Below are 21,104 nucleotides of genomic sequence, written 5' to 3'. Positions count from 1 at the left end.
GCCTTAGTCCATGGTGGCCTGGGTCAGGGTGTCCTGCTGGGTCTGGGCGGCGGGCTGGACCTGGGCCTGGGCGGGGACCGGGCTCGCATCGGCGACGGCGGGCAGGCTCGCGAGGCCCGCCAGCCCGATGACGGCCGCGGCGGCGACGGTGCCGACGCGGCGGGAGGTGCTGGAGTTGTTCATGATGCCTTCGGGTCGAGTGACGGGGAGGGTCCGGTTCCTGTGCAGGCGCGGCTGTGCAACGGACGAGGACCGGCACAACCCAAACTAAGGTGTGGCTCAGCAGAATTCAAGGGCACCCTCTAATCGCGTCATGTTTCGGTGACAGACTGTCATCAAGACATGTTGGCGACACCCTGTCACCAACCCTGTTCACCCGACCGAGTGCCCGGAGGCCCCGATGTCCGTCACCACCGCCCACCGCTCCCGCACCGACGCCGCGCAGGAGGAGACCTTCTCCGCGCGCCTGCGCCGCTCGACCGCCAAGCGGCACTCCTCCGCCGAGCACTCGACCTTCATGACCGACCTCATGGGCGGCACCCTGGATGCGAGCGCCTACCTCCGGCTGCTGGCGCAGTACCGCCACATCTACGCGGCACTCGAGGAGGTCGCCCGCTCCTTCCGCGAGGACCCCCAGCCGCTGACGAACCCGTTCGTCCTTCCCGGGCTGGATCGGCTGTCCGCGATCGAGGCGGATCTGGCGGTGCTCGCCGACTTGGTGGGCCGCCCGCTCGACGTCGACGGAGATCCTCTCTTCGCGGCCCTGCTCAGCACCGCCGAGTACGTCGCGCGCATCCGGACCACCCGCACCAGCCCGGAGCGGTTCCTGGCCCACCACTATCTGCGCTACCTCGGGGACCTCTCCGGCGGGCAGGCGGTGGCGGCGCTGATGGCCCGGCACTACGGACTTCCCGCCGAGGCGCTGAGCATGTACCGCTTCCCGGACCTGCCCAAGCCCAAGGTGTTCAAGGACGGCTACCGCACCCTGCTGGACCGGGCGCAGTTCAGCGAGGACCAGCGTGCCGCGCTGGTCGAGGAAGCCGTCGCCGGCTTCGACCTCAACGCCCGCATGTTCGCCGACCTGCAGCGCGCCGTGCGCGCCTGAGGCGGGGCATCGCCCCGGCGATCCTCCGACGATCCCCTGCGCCCGCTCTGGGCGACCCTCGGAGCGGGCACCGGCCCGCCCCGCTGCGGCTCACAGGGCCAGCAGCGGAACCTTCCGCTCGGCGTCGGTCCAGGAGCCGTGCTGACCCACCATGCCCTTGGCCAGCGGGGAGACCCGGCGCAGGTCGTACAGGGCCAGCTCCCCGGAGGCGGCGATCAGCAGATCCCCGATGCGTCCGCGGACCCCCTCGCGCAGGTCGCCGAAGCAGCCCGCGCGCACCAGGTCCTCCCGGTCCAGGATCCAGGCCCGGTCCCCGAAGCGCTGCCCCCACGCCGCGATCAGGCGCCCCCGCGCGGTCTCGTCCTCGGGGTCGGCCAGGTGCAGCTGGACCAGGCGCGGCTCGCCGGCGGTCAGCTCCACCCCGGCGACCAGCTCCGGGTGCTCGTCGTAGGAGATGCGGTGCTCGGCGGCGACGTCGACCATCCCGTGATCCGCGGTGAGCAGGATGAGGGTCTCCTCCCCCGCCCGCGAGCGCAGCCGCCGCAGCCCGGAGTCCAGCTCCTCCAGGGCCTCGCGCCAGGCGGGGGAATCCACGCCGTACCGGTGCCCGGCCTGATCCAGCTCCGGCCAGTACAGGTACATGAGGGTGGGCTCCGGGCTCTGCAGCCGCTGGGCGGCCTTCGCCACGCGGGCCACGGTGGAGCCGGCGGCTACGAAGTCCCCGCCGCGCAGGGCCGCCCGGGTCAGGGCCGACCCGGCGTAGGCGCGCTGGGAGACGGTCACGACGTCGGTCAGGCCCTCCAGCTGCTGGAAGATCGTCGGCAGCGGCTGCCAGTCCTCGGGCAGCACCTGCGGATCCCATCCGGAGAGCTGGTTGACCACGACGCGCCGGGACGGGTCCACGACGTCGTAGCCGACCATCCCGGTCCGTCCCGGGGGCTGCCCGGTGCCCAGAGTGGCCAGGGACGCCGCGGTGGTGGAGGGGAAGGCCGCGTCCAGATCCGCCAGGCGGGCCGCCCGGCGCAGGGTCGGGGCGTAGCCCAGGTGCCGCTCCAGCTGCTCGGCGCCGAGCCCGTCCACCAGGACCAGGCACACGTTGCGGTAGGAGCCCGGGGGCCGCCCGGCCCGTTCCAGCGCGGCGGACAGGCCGAGCCGGTCCCCGATCCCGGCGGGCCGGTGATCCTCGGGAAGCGCCTGCACGGGGCGGTGCAGGGCGGCCGCGGAGGCCAGCGCGTCGGCGACGGCGCCGGTGCCGTAGGCCGGGGCGGGCGGCATCTCGCGCCCGAGCAGGTCCCGCAGCGGGCTCGGGCTCACAGGTGGGAGGTCCCGGACAGGGCGGTGTTGGCCCGGCGCAGGGCCCGGGCGAACTCCTTGGCGTCCTCCACCGCCTGTGGGCCGTCCGCCTCCGCGGAGATCCGCAGCACGACGTCCTCCCGGGGGGCCACCCCGGTGTAGCCGTGGTCGGCCTCGCAGGCGGGATCCGCGCAGTCGGCCGGCTGCACGTCGATGCGCTGGGATCCGGTCCAGGACATCATCAGCGTGACCTCCGAGGCGGGGGTGCGGGGGGTGTACTCCTGGGGCTGGCGGTAGGCGAAGGACAGCGTCACGGAAGTGAGGTTGCGGATCGGGACGGTCTCCGTGGACACGTGGGCGACCACGTCCTGGCCGTCCTCGTCCAGCGCCTGGTCATCCACGTGGGTCACCTGCACGACCTCGCCGGCCAGGGCCAGGACGGTCACGTGCCGGTGGACCTCCGTCTGATCGAAGTGGGTCTCCACCTGCACCAGGTGCGAGGTGGGCACGGCCCCGTCCAGGGCATCCGTGACCACGTCCATGACCAGCTGCGGGTAGAAGCCCGCGTTGATGATGTCCTCTTCCAGCTTCCGTCCCTGATATCCCGACTCTGCCATCGACTCGCTTTCCTGGTGCCGCTGATCCTCTGCGCGGGGCGCGCGCCGTGCGCGGCACCCCGCCGTCCGGACATTCTACGTCCCGCCCGGCCCGCCCCGGGAGGCCCTGTGGATCACCGGGTCATGGTGCGCCGGGCGGAGTCCGTGCGCCGCTGGGGGTTGCCCAGATCCACCCGGGCGCCCAGCACCGTGAGGTCGTCGGCGGAGAGCATGACGGGATTCAGCTCCAGGCGCGCGATCTGCGGGTGGGCGTCCTTCAGCTGCGCCACCCGGGCCAGCAGCTCCTCCAGCAGGGACACCGCGACCACCGGCAGCCCCTCGTAGCCGAACAGCTTGCGGCTGGCCCGCGGCGCCCGCACCATCAGCCGCACGTCCCGCTGGGTCAGGGGCGGGACGCGGTGGGCCCAGTCCTCCAGCAGGTTCACCGCGTCCCCGGCCATCCCGAAGGAGACGACGGGCCCGAGCAGGGGATCCTCGGTGGCGCGGATGACGCAGTTCTGCCCGGGCGTTCCCATCGCCTGGACCTCCAGGCCGACCTCCCCGTAGGGGCGCAGGGTCCGGCGCATCAGGGCGATGTCCCGGCGCAGCGCGGCCTCGTCCTCGATGCCCAGGCGCACCCCGCCCAGGTCCAGGCGGTGGCGCAGGGTCGCGTCGGTGGTCTTCAGCACCACCGGGTAGCCCAGGCGCTCGGCGGCCCGCACCGCCTCCTCCTCGGTGGTGAAGGGCACCGATTCCAGCACCTCGATGCCGTAGGCCCCGAGCAGCTGCCGGGTGCGCTGCTGATCCAGCTCCAGCAGCCCCTCCCCCGGGATCCTCGGGGCCTCCTCGCGCAGCAGCCGCCGCACCGCCTTGGCGTCGGTGCCGTCCACCTCGGCCAGGAAGGCCTCCTCCTTCTCCCGCCAGTCGACGTAGTCCATGATCGCCGCGAGCGCGCCGACCGCGGCCCCCGGGGATTCGAAGCAGGGCAGCCCCGGCAGCTCCCGAGGCTCCTCCTGCCCCGCGGCGGACTCCTCGAGGGTGCGGGGGCACGGGAAGATGCCGCGGCGCGAGGCCGAGGAGTCCAGCACCCCGACGAACGCGGCGAGCACGGGGGTGCCGGTCTGGGCCGCGCAGTCCATCAGCACCGCGGCGATCTCGTCGGGATCGGCCAGGGGCGTGGGCAGCAGCGTGACGATGGCGGCGTCGACGTCGGGGGCGCGCAGGGCCGCGAGCAGGGCCTCGCGGATGATCTCGCGCGGGTCGGTCTCCAGCCCGGAGGTGTCCAGGGCGTCCTCGCGGCGGCGGACCTCCACCCCGTGGGCCGTGCAGGCGTCCTCGATGACCCGGCTCAGCGCGAAGGCGTTGGAGACCACCGCGACCCCGCGCCCGCGCGGCAGGGGCTGGGAGACGAGGATCTGGGCGATGTCCATCAGGTGCTCGGAGGTGTCCGCGCGGATCACCCCGGCCTGGCGCATCATCGCGTTGAGCGCCTCCGGCGGGGCGGAGCTGGTGCGCCCGGTGTGTCCCGGGGGCAGCTGGCGCCCGGTGACCTCGGATTTGGCGACGATGACGGGTTTGGTGCGGGCCAGGCGCCGGGCGATCCGGGAGAATTTGCGGGGGTTGCCGATGGACTCCAGGTACAGGCACACGGCCCGGGTGCGCGGGTCGTCCTCCCAGTACTGCATCAGGTCGTTGCCGGAGACGTCCGCGCGGTTGCCGGCGGAGAAGGCGGAGGAGACGCCGATGCTGCGGCGGAACGCCGAGGTGTACATCATCACGCCGATGGCCGCGGACTGGCTGAACAGCCCCAGCGCGCCCCCACCGGGGGCGTGCTCGCCGAAGGTCGCGTTCAGGCGGATCTCGGGGTCGGTGTTGACCATGCCCATCGACGCCGGGCCGATCACGCGCATCCCGTGGTCCCGGGCGATGCGCACCAGCTCCCGCTGGCGGGCCCGGCCGCGGGCGCCGTCGTCGGCGTATCCGCTGGTGATCACCAGGACCCCGCGCACCCCGGCCCGCCCGCACTCGCGCACCACCTGCGCGACCCGGTCGATGGGCACCGCGATGATCGCCACGTCCACGGTCTCCGGGACCTCGGCGATGCTGGGGTGGGCCATCATCCCGGCGACCTCCAGAGCCTCGGGGTTCACGGCGTAGACGGAGCCGGTGTACCCACCCTCCACGATGTTCACCAGGACCTCGTGGCCGGGGCTGGTCCAGTCCCGGCTGGCCCCGATCACCGCGATGGACCAGGGGGTGAGCAGCCGGGCCACCGACTTCGCCTCGGCGCGGTGCTCCCGGGATTCCATGACGGCGCGGGAGCGCTCGGTGGGGTCGATGTCGAAGTGGACCATGACCACGCCGTCGTCGAAGCCGCGGGACAGCTCGTAGCCGGCCTCGGAGAAGACGCTGAGCATCTTCCGGTTCTCCGGCAGCACCTCGGCGGTGAACCTGCGGATGCCCCGCTCCCGGCCGGCCGCGGCCAGGTGCTCCAGCAGGATCGAGCCGATGCCGCGCCCGTGGTGGGCGTCGGAGATGAAGAAGGCGACCTCGGCCTCGGCGGGATCCCCGGTGCGGTCGAAGCGGCCGATGCCGATCATCTCCTCCCCGAGCATCAGCACGAAGGCCACCCGGTCCGTGTGGTCCACGGTGGTGAAGCGGGTCAGCTCCTTGGCGGTCAGCGCCGACTTGTAGGTGAAGAAGCGCAGGTAGATGGTCTGCTCGGACTGCCCGGCGTACATCCGCTCCAGGGCGTCCCGATCGGTGGGCAGGACGGGGCGCAGGTGGGCGGTGGCTCCGTCGCGCAGGACGACGTCGGCCTCCCAGTGGGCGGGGTACGGGGGCTGCTCGGACTCGGCCATGACCCCATCCTAGTCGGGCACATCACACTTCCGGGTGGGCGTGACGACGCGGCGTCGCCCCGGGTCCGCCCGGGTGGGGCGTGACCTAGACTGGTGCGGCACCGTCCCCGCCCACCCCCGAAGCGCAAAGGATCACCGATGGCCCCTCGCCGCAAGAGCTCGAGTATGCAGGAGGAGTTCCCGGTCGACGTCGTGGAGAACATCGTCGACGTGGACGTCTCCGCGGAGATGGAGACCAGCTTCCTGGAGTACTCCTACTCGGTGATCTACTCCCGCGCCCTGCCCGATGCCCGGGACGGGCTCAAGCCCGTGCAGCGGCGGATCCTGTACATGATGACCCAGATGGGCCTGCGCCCGGACAAGGGGCACGTGAAGTCCGCTCGCGTGGTCGGGGAGGTCATGGGCAAGCTGCACCCGCACGGGGACGCGGCCATCTACGACGCGATGGTGCGCCTGGCCCAGTCCTTCGCGATGCGCCTGCCGCTGGTGGACGGGCACGGGAACTTCGGCTCCGTGGACGACGGCCCGGCCGCGGCCCGCTACACGGAGGCGCGGATGGCCCCGGCGGCCCTGGCGATGACCGGGGACCTGGACGAGGACGTCGTGGACTTCGTGCCCAACTACGACAACCAGTTCACCCAGCCCGGCGTGCTGCCCTCGGCCTTCCCGAACCTGCTGGTCAACGGCTCCTCGGGGATCGCGGTGGGCATGGCCACCAACATGGCCCCGCACAACCTGCGCGAGGTGATCGCCGGGGCCCAGCACCTGATCACCCACCCGCAGGCCACCCTCGAGGACGTCATGGCCTTCATCCCGGGCCCGGACCTGCCCACCGGCGGCACGATCGTCGGGCTGTCCGGGATCCGCGACGCCTACGCCTCCGGGCGCGGCTCCTTCAAGACCCGCGCGAAGGTCAGCATCGAGCAGGTCACCGCCCGCAAGCAGGGCCTGGTGATCACCGAGCTGCCGTACATGGTGGGCCCGGAGAAGATCATCGAGAAGATCAAGGACGGGGTGCAGGCCAAGAAGCTGTCCGGGATCTCCGACGTCGTGGACCTCACGGACCGCAAGCACGGCACCCGCCTGGTCGTGGAGCTGAAGAACGGGTTCAACCCGCACGCGGTGCTGCTGAGCCTGTACAAGCACACCCCGCTGGAGGACTCCTTCGGCATCAACAACGTCGCGCTGGTGGACGGGCAGCCGCAGACCCTGGGCCTGCTGGAGCTGCTGCGGGTGTACGTGGACCACCGGATCGACGTCGTGCGCCGGCGCACCGAGCACCGGCTGGGCCGCTCCAAGGACCGGCTGCACCTGGTGGAGGGCCTGCTGCTGGCCATCGTGGACATCGACGAGGTCATCCAGATCATCCGCGCCGCCGAGGAGACCGCCGAGGCCCGCACGCGGCTCATGCAGGTCTTCGATCTGACCCAGGTGCAGGCCGAGCACATCCTGGAGCTGCGGCTGCGGCAGCTGACCAAGTTCTCCCGGATCGAGCTGGAGCGGGAGCAGGAGGAGCTGCGCGCGCGCATCGCCGAGCTGGAGGAGATCCTCGGTTCGGATGCGACGCTGCGCTCGGTGGTCTCCGCGGAGCTGGGCGAGGTGGCCGAGAAGTACGGCACGGACCGGCGCACGGTGCTCACCGAGACGGACGATCTGGCGCAGCTGGCGAAGGCGGCGACCCCGGCCGGGGCGAAGAAGACCGGGAAGGGCCTGGGCCTGGCCCTGGAGACCGCGGACGACCCGTGCTGGGTCGCGCTGTCCGCCTCGGGTCTGCTCGGACGCACCCCCGGGGCCCCCGGCGGCCGGGAGCGGCTGGCGGATCCGGGCCAGCGGATCAAGCACGACGCGCTGGTCTCCTGCATCCCCGCGACCGCACGCGGGGAGGTCGGGGCGGTGACCAGTGCCGGCCGGATGCTGCGGGTGAACGTGATGGACCTGCCGGTGCTGCAGCTGAGCGGGCAGGCGCCGAACCTGGGCACCGGGGTGCCGGTGGCGGAGTTCCTGACCCTGGCCCGCGGGGAGCGGGTGGTGGGCCTGGTGCCGACCTCCGAGGTCATCGCCCTGGGCACCCGGGACGGGGTGGTCAAGCGGGTGAATCCCGACTACCCGCTGAACCGGGACGACTGGGAGGTCATCACCCTGAAGGGCCGCGACGAGGTCCTCGGGTGCGCCGCGGCCGCCGATGACGACCACCTGGTGTTCATCACCCGGGCGGCGAAACTGCTGACCTTCGACGCCTCCAAGGTGCGCCCGCAGGGCCGCACCGGCTCCGGGGTGGCCGGGATCAAGCTGGCCGAGGACGACGCCGTGCTGGCCTTCGGGGTGGTGCGCCCCGGTCAGCGGGCCGAGGTCGTCACCATCGCCGCCCAGGACGACTCCCTGCCCGGCACCGGCGCCGGCTCCGCGAAGGTCACGGCCTTCGAGGAGTTCCCCGCCAAAGGCCGGGCCACCGGCGGGGTGCGGGCGCATCGCTTCCTGCGCGGGGAGTCCCGACTGGCGCTGGCCTTCGCCGGGCCCGGCCCGGTGCGGGCCGTGTCCAAGTCCGGGGTGGCCCGGTCCCTGCCCACCGAGCACGGTGCCAGGGACGGGTCCGGGGTGCCGCTGGAGCGCGGCATCGTCGCCGTCGGCCCCTCCCTGGACGGCCTCGACGCCGGGCAGCGGCAGAGCCCGACGTCGTAGGCCGGGCCCGCGGGCGGCGGGCGGCCAGCGCAGCGGCCTCAGGACGCCTCGCCGGGCACCGGGTGCGGCTCCCGGGCGTCGGCCGTGCCCGGAGCCAGGCGCAGGACGCTGCGGCAGTGTGCCAGGTCCGCCGGGCGGTGGGAGATGACGATGACGCCGGGCGCCGTCGCGTCGTTCTCCCCCGGGCCGGGGCTCAGACCCGCGGCCAGCCGGGCCATCATGGCGCGCGCGGTGGGTTCGTCCAGGTGGGCGGTGGGCTCATCCAGGTACAGCAGGGGCGCCTCGGTCAGCAGCGCACGGGCCACGGCCAGGCGCTGGCGCTGACCCCCGGACAGCAGGCCGCCGGCCGGGCCCACCCGGGTGTCCAGGCCCTGCGGCAGGGCCGCGACGTCCTGCGCGAGACCGGCCCGCTCCAGGGCGGCGAACAGCTGATCGTCGGTGGGCGCGTGCTCCCGGTCCCGGGCCAGGGACAGGTTCCCGCGCACGGTCGAGTCGAAGACGTAGGCGTCCTGCGGGCACCAGGCGGCCAGCCCGCGCAGCCGGGACGGACCGAGCTCGGGCCCCGCCGCGGAGGAGGCGGGATCGGCGGGGGCGGAGACCGCGGGGTCCAGCGCCCGGATGCTGCCGGACTCGCGGGGCAGGAAGCCCAGCAGCACCGCCAGCGCGGTGGACTTCCCGGAGCCGGAGGGCCCGGTGATGCCCCACCAGCGTCCCCGGGCCGCGGTTCCGGTGAGCCCGCGCACCGCCGGCCGGTCCATCCCGGGCCAGCGCGCGGCGACCTCCCGCAGCACCAGGCCCGCCGGCTCGACGTCATCCCGCTCGGCACGGTCCCTCCCCTGGGGTGCGGCGGGGGCGCGGTCCTGCGCACCGGCCCGGACGGCGTCTTCCGTCCGATCTCCGACCTCCGACGGGGTGCCCTCCTGCGCCTGGGAGCCGACCCGCCGGGTCAGTCGGGCGAAGGCGGGCCACGCGCGGATCGCCTCGGTGGCCGCCGTCATCGGCTCCACCAGGGCGGTGGCCAGCAGCACGGGGATCGCCGCCACCGGTGCGGAGACCGCACCGGAGGAGACGGCCGGCCAGGCCAGGGCCGCCGTGCCCAGGGCGGTGCCCCACCACAGCAGCACCTGCCCGCCGGAACCGAGGCCCGTCGCCCAGGCCGCCCGGCGGGCCGCCGCGTGCGCGGCGGCGTCGGCGGACCGGAACACCGCGAGCACGGGCTCGACCACGCCGTTGCCGCGCAGATCCTCCCGGTTCTCCAGGACCCCGGCGGCCAGGCCCAGGGCGCGGGCCCGCACCTCCCGCTGGGTCCCCTCCCCCGCGGCGTCGGCCCGCAGGGCCAGGCCGGGGATCACGATCAGCCCCAGGACGCAGGCTCCGGCCATCAGCCACGCGGCCGACGGGAGACACACCGGGGTGGCGATGACGGCCACCGCCAGGACGGGCACGGCGGTCGCGGCGGGCAGCAGCACCCGGGGCAGGGCATCGCGCAGGTCCTCGACGTCGGCGATCAGCCGACGCAGGAACTCCCGGCCGCGCAGCAGGGAGCGCAGGCCCAGGGCGGTGGCGCCGGTCGCGCTCCAGGTGCGCAGCCGCAGCGCATCGGCCGCGCGCAGGGCGAGATCGTGGGTGCGCAGCCGCTCGGCGTAGCGGAACCCGGCCCGGGCCAGGCCGAAGAAGCGCACCCCGGTGATGGCCACGAGCAGGTACATCAGCCCCGGCTGCTGGGCCGCGCGCACGATCAGCCACCCGGACAGCGCGGTCAGGGCGGCCCCGGCCAGGACGGCCAGGGTGTTCAGGGTCAGGGCCCCGAGCAGGGCGCGGGCGCGCAGGCCGGTGACCCGGCGCAGGATCCCCAGCACCTCGCGCACCCGGGGCCGGGAGCCGTCGGCCGCGGCGGTGGGACCCGCGGTGGCAGGCCCCGCGACGGCGTCCGGCGCCCCGGCCTCCCGCGGGGCTCGCTCCTCGTCGGTCCTCCCCTGCCTGGCCGGGTCCGCCGCGTCGGGTGCGGGTTCCGGGGCCGGGTCCGGGCCGAGCGCGCCCCGGGCGTCCACGCGCAGGACCCGATCGGCCACGGCGCGCACCCGCGGGCTGTGGGTGACCACCACGACGGCGGCCCCCGCGGCGGCCAGGGCCCGCAGGCTGTCCAGCACCCGCGCGGCGGCCGCCGGGTCCAGGTGGGCCGTGGGCTCGTCCACCAGCACCAGCCCGTGGGCGTCCGGCCCGGAAGCACCGGGCGCGTCGATCACCGGCCCCTCGGTTCCCGTTCCGTCGGCTCCTGGCCCATCGATACTCACCCCGTGGGCGCCAGAGGCGGGGTCCGCGCGGCGAGCCAGGAGGGGCGCCAGGGCGCGGGCCAGGGCCAGCCGCCGCTGCTGGCCCGCACTCAGCGCCGCCGGGGCCACCCGGGCCAGGCCCAGCAGGCCCAGCCGCTCCAGGGCCGCCCGCACCCCGGGCACCGCCAGGGCTCCCCGGTCCCGGTCCTTCTCCCCCGGCAGGGATCCGATGCCCTCGCCGGCCGCGAGCCACTGCCCGGCCCGAGACGGCTCGGCGTACAGGGCCGTCTCCGCCGCGGCGGTCTCGGCCAGGAAGCGGGGATCCTGCCCGACCCACGCCACCGGGCCGCACACCCGCACCGATCCGGTCACCGCGGACCCCGCGGGCAGCAGCCCGGCGGCCGCGCGCAGCAGGGTGGTCTTGCCCGCCCCGGAGGGACCCACCAGCGCGGTGATCTCCCCGGACCGGGCGGTCATCTCGACGTCGTGCACGGCGGGCTCGGTGCGCCCGGGGTAGGTCACGCTCAGCCCCTCGACGGCCAGGACCGGGCGACCCGCCGCTGCGCCCGGCGCGTCCCCCGGCGCAGCATCGGCCGCGTCCCCCGGCTCCTCCTGCCCGGTCGCCGCAGGGTCCTCCCGGAGGATCTCCTCGGCCCGACGCAGGGCCGCGACCCCGTCCTGGGACTGGTGGTAGGCGGTGCCGACGTCGCGCAGGGGCTGGAAGCATTCGGGGGCCAGCAGCAGCACCAGCAGCCCGGTGTCCAGCCCCAGGCTCCCGTTGACCAGGCGCACCCCGATGGTCACGGCCACCACCGCCACGGACAGCGTGGTGATCAGCTCCAGGGCCAGGGAGGAGAGGAAGGCCGAGCGCAGGGTGGTCATGGTGGTGCGCCGGTAACGCTCCCCCAGCTCGGCCAGAGCGCGCCGCTGCGCCCGATCCCGGTTCAGCCCCACCAGCACGGGCAGGCCCCGGGCCAGCTCCGCCAGGTGCGAGGACAGCCGCAGCAGCCCGGCCTGGGCGGTGCGGGTGTCCCGCTGGGTGGTCTTGCCGATCAGCACCATGAACACCGGCACCAGCGGCAGGGTCAGCACCAGCACGAGCGCGCTGATCGGATCGACCAGCGCCACCACGCCCAGCAGGATCACGGGGACGACGCCGGTGGCCACCAGGGCGGTCACGGACCGGGTGTAGTAGTCGTCCAGGGCGTCCAGTCCCCGGGTGATCAGCACGGCCGCCCCGCCCGCGCCGAGGTGCCCGCCGAGCAGCTCGCGGCGCAGCAGCCGCTCGCGCAGCTCGGTCTGGGCGCCGCGGGCCGCGCGCCGGGCGGCAACACCCAGCAGCCAGTCACCCGCCGCCCGCAGCGCCAGGCCGCCGACCGCGATCGCCAGGGCCGCGCTCAGACGCTGCGCGGGGAATCCGCCGGGCGTCCAGGACCCGCCGAGCCCGGGCAGCAGGGCGTCATCGCGCAGGACCTGTGTGCCGATGTACTCGGGCAGGGGCCCGGCGGCGCCGGGATCCGACAGGCCGGCCAGCCCCGCCTGGGCCAGTCCGGTCAGCAGCACGGCCAGGCCCAGGCTGAACAGCACCGTGCCGACCGCGCGCATCGCCTGCAGGAGCCCCAGTGCGGGCAGGGCCCTGCGAGCGTTCGGCCCCAGCGGGGGCCGCGCGGACGACCCACCCCGGGACTCGGCCTCGGAGGGCGCACCGGGGGCGGCCTCGGTGGCGAGGTGGGGATCGGCGCCGGGGTCGACGCCGGGGCGGGCCGGGCTCATCAGCGGCTCAGGCGGTGCGGGTCGGGTGCTCGGCCAGCTCCCGCACGTCGTGGGCGTCCGGGATGTGCTCGGTGCGCAGGCGCTTGCGGAACACCCAGTAGGACCAGCCCTGGTACAGGAACAGCACGGGCAGGCCGAAGCAGCCCACGATGGTCATGATCTTCAGGGTGTACTGGGAGGAGGCGGCGCTGGTCACGGTCAGATCCGCTCCTCCGGCCAGGGTCGTGGGCAGCACCACGGGGAACACGGCCAGGAAGACGGCCGCCGCCCCGGCGATGAGGAACACGGCGCTGCCGGCGAAGCTCGCCCCGTCGCGCCCGGCGCGGGCGAAGGCCCAGGACAGCACGGCCCCGAGCACGGCCAGTCCGGTCAGCGCCCAAGTCGGGCCGACGCCGTCGCGCACCTGCACCAGCAGGACCCACCCGGCCAGGGGCAGCAGGCCCACCGGCAGCAGGCGCACCAGGGCCCGCTGGGCCCGCTCCTGCACCGGCCCGGAGGTCTTCAGGGCCAGGAACGCCAGCCCGTGGACCAGGGCGAAGCCGAGGAAGCCGAGGCCGCCGAGCACCGCGGGCCAGGTCAGCCACGCGAAGGCCCCGCCGATCCGGTCCCCGTTCGCATCCAGCGGCAGGCCGATGGTGGTCAGGGCCAGGGCCGCGCCGATGAGGAAGGCGATCGCCCCGGAGGAGACCGCCAGGATCCCGTTCCAGGTGCGCGCCCACCGGGCGGAGGAGCCCTTGCCCCGGTATTCGATGGACACGGCCCGCAGGATCAGCGCCAGCAGCAGCAGGGTCAGCGGCAGGTACAGGGCGGAGAACAGGGCGCCGTACCAGAACGGGAAGGCGGCGAAGGTCGCGGCACCGGCGGTGACCAGCCAGACCTCGTTGCCGTCCCAGACCGGTCCGATGGTGTTCAGCAGCAGCCGCCGCTCCTTCTCGTCCCGGGCGAAGATGCGGCCCATGAGCATCCCGACGCCGAGGTCGAAGCCGTCCAGCACCAGGTAGCCGGTCCAGAACAGGCCGATCACCAGGAACCAGGCGGTGTTCAGCGCGGGTTCGTTCGCGAGGGTCTCGATCATCGGGTGCTCCTAGTAGGCGAAGGCCAGGACGTCGTCGGAGCGTCGGCCGGCAGGCGCGTCCGCGTCGTCGTCATCGTGCTCGGGGTCCCGCACCAGCTCCGGCATGGCCGCCACGACGCCGGTGCGCACGTACTTGGCCAGCAGCCAGACCTCCACGATCATCAGCACCAGGTAGACCAGGCACAGGCAGATCAGGGAGGTCAGCAGCTCGCCGGGGGTGATCGTCGGGGAGACGGCGGCCTCGGTGAACATGTGGATGCGCTGGCTGGCCGGCAGATCCGGGTTGGGGGCGACGACGAAGGGCTGGCGGCCCATCTCCGTGAACACCCACCCGGTGACGTTGGCGCCGAAGGGCGCGAGGATCCCGAACACGGCCAGGCGCATCAGCCACCGGGATTCCGGCACGGTGCCCTTGCGGGTCAGCCACCACGCCAGGGCGCAGGCCAGCGCGGCCAGGCCGCCGAACGTGATCATGATCCGGAAGCCCCAGTAGGTGACGATCATCAGCGGGACGTAGTTGATCTCCTGCCCCGCTCGGTCCCCGTACTTGGCGTCCTGGGCGAGGTTGGTGCCGTACTCCTTCTCGTACTGGGGCACCAGGGTGTTGATCCCGGCGACGTCGGTGTGGAAGTTGTCGTGGGCGAGGAAGGACAGCAGCCCGGGGATCTCGATGACGGTGTGCACGTTGTTGCAGTCCCGCGCCCCGGGGTTGGAGAAGGTGAACACGGAGAAGGCCGTGCCGTCGTGGCAGGCGGCCTCGGCGGAGGCCATCTTCAGCGGCTGCTGGTGGATCATCAGCTGGGCCTGCACGTGCCCGGAGAAGGCGGTGCCGAGGAAGCCGACGATGCCGATCAGGCAGCCGATGCGCAGGGAGCGCCACCAGACCCGGTAGTCGGTGCGGTCCCGGGCGCCGGTGGGCTCCTCGCCCACGACCACCCGGCCCTGCGCATCCACGGTGTCGATGCCGGCCCGGCGGCGCTGCCACAGCTTGTACCAGGCGATGCCCAGCAGGAAGGATCCGGCCACCGCGATCGAGCCGAACAGGGTGTGGATGATCGCGACGATCGCGGTGTTGTTGGTCAGCACCGCGGCGATGTCGTCGAGCACCGGGCGCCCGTCGACGATCTCGTAGCCCACCGGGTGCTGCATCCAGGAGTTGGCGACGATGATGAAGTACGCGGACAGCAGGGAGGCGACCACCGCGCAGCACAGGCACGCGGCGTGCACCCAGGGCTTCAGCCGATCCCAGCCGAAGATCCACAGGCCCAGGAACGTGGATTCGACGAAGAACGCCAGCAGGGACTCCATGGCCAGCGGCGCGCCGAAGACGTCGCCGACGAAGCGGGAGTACTCGGACCAGGCCATCCCGAACTGGAACTCCTGGACCAGCCCGGTGGCCACGCCCATGATGAAGTTGATGAGGAAGAGCTTGCCCCAGAACTTGGTCATCCTCAGGTACTCGGGTCTGCGGGTGCGCACCCACGCGATGTTGAGGGTGGCCACGACGGTGCCGAGGCCGATGGTCAGGGGGACCATCATGAAGTGGTACACGGTGGTGATGCCGAACTGCCACCGTGCGATGTCGACGATGTCCACGCTGCTCCTCGAGGGATCGTGAAGAGGGTGATGCGCGGCGCTCCCGTGGCATCGCGCCGCCCGTCGGGAGGCGGTTGCGGGCGCGGGCGCGCCGATGGGCCAGACCGTAGCACCGCCTCCTGGGATCCAGCCTGGGTGACCGGGGGCGCACCGCGGGATCCTGCGGCAGCCGGGCCGCCGAGGGCTGCGGGGTGTGGCGCAGCGATCAGGGGTGATTCCGGCCGCACGCCCCGCCCCCGTCCGGCAGACGGGGTCCGGGCGCGGATCGACGCGGCCGCCCGATGTCGGGTTCAGCGGGTGCGGGGACCCAGCAGACCGAGGTCCTGCACCGCCTGGCGCTCGGCGCGCAGCTCCCGCACCGAGGCCTCCAGCCGGGTGGTGATGTCCTCGGACATCTCCAGGTCCGGCACGACCCGCCAGCCGCCGGCGGAGCAGATGACGGGGGCGGAGGAGATGACCCCGGGCTCGACGCCGTAGGAGCCGTCGCTGGGCACGCACATGGAGGTCCAGGTGCCCTCCGGGGTGCCGTGCACCCAGTCGCGCACGTGGCGCAGCGTCGCGTGGGCCGCGGAGGCCACCGACGAGCCGCCGCGCGCGGCGATGATCGCGTGTCCGCGCATGGCCACGGTGGGCATGAAGGTCTCGGTGATCCACTCCTGTCCCAGGCCCCGCTCGGTGAGCACCTCGCGGGCACCGCGTCCGCCGATGCGGGCGTGGTCCAGGTCCGGGACCTGGGTTCCGGAGTGGTTGCCCCAGATGATCACCCGGGAGACGTCCCGCACGGGCGCCCCGGCGGCCTCGGCCAGCTGGGCCTCGGCCCGCAGGTGGTCCAGGCGGGACAGGGCGGTGAAGCGCCCCAGGGGCACGTCCGGGGCGTGGCTGGCGGCGATCAGGGCGTTGGTGTTGGCCGGGTTGCCGACGACGGCCACCCGCACGTCCTCGGCCGCGGCGGCGTTGATGGCCCGACCCTGCTCGGCGAAGATCGCGGCGTTGAAGGAGAGCAGGTCCCCGCGGTCCATGCCGGGTCGGCGCGGGGCGGAGCCGATGAGCAGGGCGAGGTTCGCCCCGTCGAAGGCGACCTCGGGATCGTCGGTGATCTCCACGGAGTCCAGCAGGCCGAAGGCGCAGTCCGCAAGCTCCATGGCGGTGCCTTCGGCGGCGGGCAGGGCCGCGGGGATCTCCAGCAGCTTCAGGCGCACCGGCTGATCCGGACCGAGCATCTCACCGGCGGCGATGCGGAAGAGGATGGCGTAGCCGATCTGCCCGGCGGCCCCGGTCACGGTGACGGTCACGGGGTCCCGGCGCAGTCGGGCGGTGGTCGTGGTGCTGGTCTGCATGGTTCCCAGGCTAGTGATCCGCCCCGTCGGCCCCGCGTGTGTGACGCGGGGCCGACGGGGCGACAGGGATGGGCCGGCGACGGCGTCGGGCCGGAGCACCGGGGACTAGAGCACCAGGGACAGGGCCAGCACCCACAGGCAGGCGTAGGCGAGCAGGCCGAGGCTGTAGGGCAGGGCCAGGCGCATCAGGCGGGACTCCTGCCCGGAGCGGTCCACCGCTGCGGTGGCGATGGCGATGGACTGCGGGGAGACAACCTTCGCCATCAGCCCGCCGGCGGTGCTGGAGGCCACCAGCAGGGTCTGGTTGACCCCGATCTGCCCGGCGGTCACGGCCTGCAGGCCCGCGAAGAGGGTGTTGCTGTTGACCACCGAGCCGGTGACGAACACGCCGATCCACCCGATGATCGGGGACAGCAGGGGGAAGACGGAACCGGCCGCGGCCAGAGCGAGGCCGAGGGTCGAGGACATGCCCGCGAAGCTCATGATGTTCGCCACCGCCATGACGAGGCAGATCATGAGGATCGGGGTGGACAGCTGCCGCCAGGCCCCGGCCAGCTCCTGACCGGCCTCGCGCCAGCCGATGGCGCGGGTGCTCAGCACGGTGATGATCGCCGCGACAAGGATCGCGGTGCCGCTGGCGGAGAGCAGGTTGAGGTTCCACACCGCCGTCAGCGGGGCGTCCTGCTCCACGATCGGGGTGGTGCGGGCCACCGCCTGATGCAGGGCGGGCATCTGCAGGGACAGCGAGGTGAAGGACAGTGGCCCGCCCGGGGCGGTGAGAGCCTTCACGCCCGGCAGGGACCACAGCAGGATCAGCACGGAGAGGATGTAGAAGGGGCTCCAGGCGGCCAGCACCTGCCTGCCGGCGGGGCGATCCCCGCCGGTCGCAGCCGCAGGTTCGGGGGCGCCGGGTTCGCGGTAGATCCGCTTCGGCTGCCAGCGGCGCATCGTCACGGTCAGGGCCACCATCGCGCCCAGCGGCGGGACGATGTCGGCCAGCTCCGGGCCGAGCAGCAGCAGGACCGCGGCCTGCAGCCCGCCGAAGACCAGCCCGGAGACCAGGGCCACGGGGAAGGTCTCGCGCAGCCCGCGCCAGCCGTCCATGATGGCCATCAGCAGGAAGGGCACGGCGGCGGTGACCAGGATGGTCACCAGCACCATCATGGCCGACAGCTCGTGCAGGCCCACCCCGCCCTGCTGGGCCCCGACGATCACGGGGATGCCGATGGCCCCGTAGGAGCCGGCCGCGGCATTGGCCACGAGCGCCAGCATGGCCGCGCGCAGCGGTTCGAAGCCGAGAGCCACCAGCAGCGCCGCGCAGATCGCGATGGGGATGCCGAAGCCGGCCGCGCCCTCCAGGAAGCCGCCGAAGCAGTAGGCGATGAGCAGGACCTGCACCCGCTGGTCCGTGGAGATCGCGGCGATCGAGGCCCGGATGGTCTCGAACTTCCCGGCGCGCACCGCGATGCGGTACAGCCAGACGGCCATCAGCACGATCCAGCCGATGGGCCACAGGCCGTTGAGCACACCGTAGACGGCGGCCGAAGCGGCCGAGGGCACGGGCAGCCCGAAGACCGCGGTGCCCAGCACGGCGGTGAGCGCCAGGGCGATGATCGCGGCGGTGATGCCCTTGAGTTTGAACAGGGTCAATCCGAGGAGGAAGACGAGGATGGGCAGGGCCGCGACGAGAGCGGAGAGCCAGAGGGAGCCCAGCGGGTCGTAGTGCTGCAGGAACATGTCCGGTGCGAGCCTTTCGTGTTCTCGGAAGGCCCCGTCCGTGAGCGCCATCGTCCACGCGTGCCGGGGATCCTCCGGACCCGAGTCTACCCAGCAGAACACTCACGAACCCACATAAACCCACACGAACGCAGTATGTGACGGCGTGACCTTCGTCAAGCCGCACGACCCGCCGGCTCAGGCGTCGATCTGCTCCAGGTCCAGCTCGTCCGCGTGGGAGATGATGAAGTCCTTCCGGGGGGCCACCTCGGAGCCCATCAGCAGGGAGAACGCCCGCTCGGCGGCCTGGGCGTCCTCGATGCGCACCCGGCGCAGCAGGCGCTGGCGCGGGTCCATCGTGGTCTCGGCCAGCTGGTCCGCGTCCATCTCCCCCAGGCCCTTGTACCGCTGGATCGGCTCCTTGTACCGCTGCCCCTCGGCCTCCAGGCGGGCCAGCACCTCGTGCAGCTGCTTCTCCGAGTAGGTGTAGACCATCTCGTTGTCCCTGCCCCGGCGCACGATCTCCACCCGGTGCAGCGGGGGCACCGCGGCGTAGACCCGCCCGGCCTCCACCAGCGGGCGCATGTAGCGGTAGAACAGCGTCAGCAGCAGGGTGCGGATGTGCGCGCCGTCCACATCGGCGTCGGTCATCATCACGACCTTGCCGTAGCGGGCGGCGTCGAGGTCGAAGGTGCGCCCCGAGCCGGCCCCGATCACCTGGATCAGCGCCGCGCACTCGGCGTTGGCCAGCATGTCCGTCAGGGAGGCCTTCTGCACGTTGAGGATCTTCCCGCGGATGGGCAGCAGGGCCTGGTAGTGGGAGGCCCGGGCCAGGCGGGCCGTGCCCAGCGCGGAGTCGCCCTCCACGATGAACAGCTCGGAGTGGGCGACGTCGTCCGTGCGGCAGTCCACCAGCTTGGCCGGCATCTGCGAGGTCTCCAGGGCGTTCTTGCGCCGCTGGGTCTCCTTGTGCACCCGCGCGGAGATCCTGGATTTCATCTCCGCGACGATCTTCTCCAGCACCTGCCCGGCCTGCTGCTTCTGCGCTCGGGCCGAGGAGGTCAGGGTCTTCTCCAGCTGCTGGGAGACCACCTTGGAGACGATCTGGCGGGCCGCGGGAGTGCCCAGGATCTCCTTGGTCTGGCCCTCGAACTGCGGCTCCACGAGGCGGACGTTGAGCACGGCGGTGAGTCCGGCCAGGGCGTCGTCCTTCTCCACTTTGTCCGTGCCGGCCTTGAGCTTGCGGGCGTTGGCCGCGATCTGCTTGCGCACGGTCTTCAGCAGCCCCTGCTCGAAGCCGGTCAGGTGGGTGCCGCCCTTGGGGGTCGCGATGATGTTGACGTAGGAGCGCACGGTGGTCTCGTAGCCGATGCCCCAGCGCAGCGCCACGTCCACCTCGCACTCGCGCTGCACCTCCTGCAGCTGCGAGCGCCCGTCGGGCCCGAGCACGGGCACGGTCTCGGTGAAGGCCCCGGTGCCCTGGAAGCGCCAGACGTCGGTCACCGGCGCGTCCGGTGCGAGGAACTCCACGTATTCGGCGATGCCGCCGTCGTGCTGGAAGACCTCCTCGTGCGGGCCCTCGGCCCCGGCCGTGCCGGGAAGCCTGCGCTCGTCGGTGATGGACAGGCGCAGGCCGGGCACCAGGAAGCTGGTCTGGCGAGCCCGCTGCACGAGGTCCTCGTAGCCGAAGGCGGCGTCCGGGGTGAAGATCTGCCGGTCGGCCCAGTAGCGCACCCGGGTGCCGGTGGCCCCGCGGCGGGCCTTCCCGACCACCCGCAGGGCTTCCCCGGGCTCGGCCGGGGTGAAGGGGGCGTCCGGGGAGGGGGCTCCGGTGTCGTCGAAGGTCCCCGGGATGCCGTGGCGGAAGGACATCTGGTGGGTCTTCCCGCCCCGGTCCACCTGCACGTCCAGGCGGGAGGACAGGGCGTTGACCACGGAGGCGCCGACCCCGTGCAGGCCGCCGACGGCGTTGTAGGTGCCGCCGCCGAACTTGCCGCCGGCGTGCAGCTTGGTGAAGACCACCTCGACGCCGGTGAGTCCGGTGCGCGGTTCGATGTCGGTGGGGATGCCGCGCCCGTCGTCGCGCACCTCCACGGAGCCGTCCCGGTTGAGCACGATGCCGATGGCCTGGCCGTACCCGGCCAGGGCCTCGTCCACGGAGTTGTCGATGATCTCCCACAGGCAGTGCATCAGCCCGCGGGAGTCGGTGGAGCCGATGTACATGCCGGGGCGCTTGCGCACCGCCTCCAGGCCCTCCAGGACGGAGAGCTGACGTGCCGTGTACTCGGACTGCTGGGGACTCACGGAAACGGTGCTCCTCACGGGGACGGGCGGGTGCGGGCGGGGTCGGGACAGTGCCCCAGTCTACGACGGGCGCGGGCAGCACCCATGCCCACAGCGAACTGGACGGGGCCGGGATGACATCGGGGGTGCTCCGTGTTTGCATGGATGGACATCAGCGCCGCCCCGATCCCCCGCCGCGTGCGGGTGCAGGGGCGGGAACGACTCGTCAGGAGGACCATCATGACGGCAACTCTGGAAGCACGCCAGCTCGACGCGACCGACCGCTGCGACTCCTGCGGAGCCCAGGCCTACGTGCGCGTCGTGCTGGAATCGGGCGGGGAGCTGCTGTTCTGCGCCCACCACGCCAGCGCCAACGAGGCCAAGCTGCGCCCGATGGCCAGCCTCTGGCAGGACGAGCGGGATCGGCTCACCACGCCCGCCGCGGTCTGAGATCTCCTCGGGCAGCCACGCGAAGAACCCCGCATCGCCGACACGGCGGTGCGGGGTTCTTCGCGCT

13 protein-coding genes are annotated in these 21,104 nt (G+C 73.2%); 3 read left to right on the top strand and 10 right to left on the bottom strand.

Features of this window, described 5'->3' with window-relative positions; all coding sequences use genetic code 11:
• Window positions 1-3: 3 nt before the first annotated feature.
• Window positions 4-183, bottom strand: coding sequence for a hypothetical protein (locus AC0VXQ_RS04465; RefSeq protein WP_058731496.1), 180 nt, complete (start codon window positions 181-183; stop codon window positions 4-6).
• Between the two features lie 217 nt (window positions 184-400).
• On the opposite strand from AC0VXQ_RS04465, the gene AC0VXQ_RS04460 reads away from it, so the two are divergent.
• A complete protein-coding gene (locus AC0VXQ_RS04460) occupies window positions 401-1,105 on the top strand; it encodes a biliverdin-producing heme oxygenase (RefSeq protein WP_058731495.1) in 705 nt (234 codons plus the stop codon).
• A gap of 90 nt (window positions 1,106-1,195) precedes the next feature.
• Here AC0VXQ_RS04460 and AC0VXQ_RS04455 read toward each other — a convergent pair whose 3' ends face one another.
• The 3 genes from AC0VXQ_RS04455 to AC0VXQ_RS04445 all read right to left on the bottom strand — a co-directional run bounded on the left by AC0VXQ_RS04455 (window position 1,196) and on the right by AC0VXQ_RS04445 (window position 5,855).
• On the bottom strand, window positions 1,196-2,419 hold the full coding sequence (locus AC0VXQ_RS04455) for an alkaline phosphatase family protein (protein WP_242650417.1): 1,224 nt from the start codon (window positions 2,417-2,419) through the stop codon (window positions 1,196-1,198).
• The gene (locus tag AC0VXQ_RS04450; protein WP_058731494.1) at window positions 2,416-3,015 is read right to left on the bottom strand and encodes a DUF5998 family protein; all 600 of its coding nucleotides are present in this window, start codon (window positions 3,013-3,015) and stop codon (window positions 2,416-2,418) included. The genes AC0VXQ_RS04455 and AC0VXQ_RS04450 overlap by 4 nt, the downstream gene beginning before the upstream one ends.
• Window positions 3,016-3,128: 113 nt before the next feature.
• The gene (locus AC0VXQ_RS04445; RefSeq protein ID WP_058730295.1) at window positions 3,129-5,855 is read right to left on the bottom strand and encodes a bifunctional acetate--CoA ligase family protein/GNAT family N-acetyltransferase; all 2,727 of its coding nucleotides are present in this window, start codon (window positions 5,853-5,855) and stop codon (window positions 3,129-3,131) included.
• A gap of 138 nt (window positions 5,856-5,993) precedes the next feature.
• On the opposite strand from AC0VXQ_RS04445, the gene AC0VXQ_RS04440 reads away from it, so the two are divergent.
• Window positions 5,994-8,534, top strand: a complete 2,541-nt coding sequence (locus tag AC0VXQ_RS04440; protein ID WP_058730296.1) for a DNA gyrase/topoisomerase IV subunit A — start codon at window positions 5,994-5,996, stop codon at window positions 8,532-8,534.
• Between the two features lie 38 nt (window positions 8,535-8,572).
• Here AC0VXQ_RS04440 and cydC read toward each other — a convergent pair whose 3' ends face one another.
• The 6 genes from cydC to AC0VXQ_RS04410 form a co-directional block, all read right to left on the bottom strand.
• On the bottom strand, window positions 8,573-12,580 hold the full coding sequence (cydC, locus tag AC0VXQ_RS04435; RefSeq protein ID WP_058743520.1) for a thiol reductant ABC exporter subunit CydC: 4,008 nt from the start codon (window positions 12,578-12,580) through the stop codon (window positions 8,573-8,575).
• A 7-nt stretch (window positions 12,581-12,587) separates the two neighbouring features.
• The gene (gene cydB / locus AC0VXQ_RS04430) at window positions 12,588-13,655 is read right to left on the bottom strand and encodes a cytochrome d ubiquinol oxidase subunit II (RefSeq protein ID WP_475529251.1); all 1,068 of its coding nucleotides are present in this window, start codon (window positions 13,653-13,655) and stop codon (window positions 12,588-12,590) included.
• A 9-nt stretch (window positions 13,656-13,664) separates the two neighbouring features.
• On the bottom strand, window positions 13,665-15,251 hold the full coding sequence (locus AC0VXQ_RS04425; RefSeq protein ID WP_058730673.1) for a cytochrome ubiquinol oxidase subunit I: 1,587 nt from the start codon (window positions 15,249-15,251) through the stop codon (window positions 13,665-13,667).
• Between the two features lie 290 nt (window positions 15,252-15,541).
• Window positions 15,542-16,588: a malate dehydrogenase gene (locus AC0VXQ_RS04420; protein WP_217265788.1), complete on the bottom strand. Its 1,047-nt coding sequence runs from the start codon at window positions 16,586-16,588 to the stop codon at window positions 15,542-15,544.
• A 105-nt stretch (window positions 16,589-16,693) separates the two neighbouring features.
• Complete coding sequence (locus tag AC0VXQ_RS04415; RefSeq protein WP_129357590.1) at window positions 16,694-18,325, bottom strand: L-lactate permease; 1,632 nt, start codon at window positions 18,323-18,325, stop codon at window positions 16,694-16,696.
• Window positions 18,326-18,502: 177 nt separating this feature from the next.
• Window positions 18,503-20,608 (bottom strand): DNA gyrase/topoisomerase IV subunit B, encoded by a 2,106-nt coding sequence (locus AC0VXQ_RS04410; RefSeq protein ID WP_061225488.1) that lies wholly within the window; start codon window positions 20,606-20,608, stop codon window positions 18,503-18,505.
• 219 nt (window positions 20,609-20,827) lie between these two features.
• Between AC0VXQ_RS04410 and AC0VXQ_RS04405 the strand changes: the two genes are divergently transcribed.
• On the top strand, window positions 20,828-21,037 hold the full coding sequence (locus AC0VXQ_RS04405; RefSeq protein ID WP_058730676.1) for a DUF7455 domain-containing protein: 210 nt from the start codon (window positions 20,828-20,830) through the stop codon (window positions 21,035-21,037).
• The last annotated feature ends 67 nt before the right edge of the window (window positions 21,038-21,104 follow it).

The organism is Rothia sp. QJM3NY_36 (genome assembly GCF_056173115.1).
The sequence above is the reverse complement of the archived record's forward strand: the minus strand, read 5'-3'. Positions and strand labels throughout refer to the sequence as shown.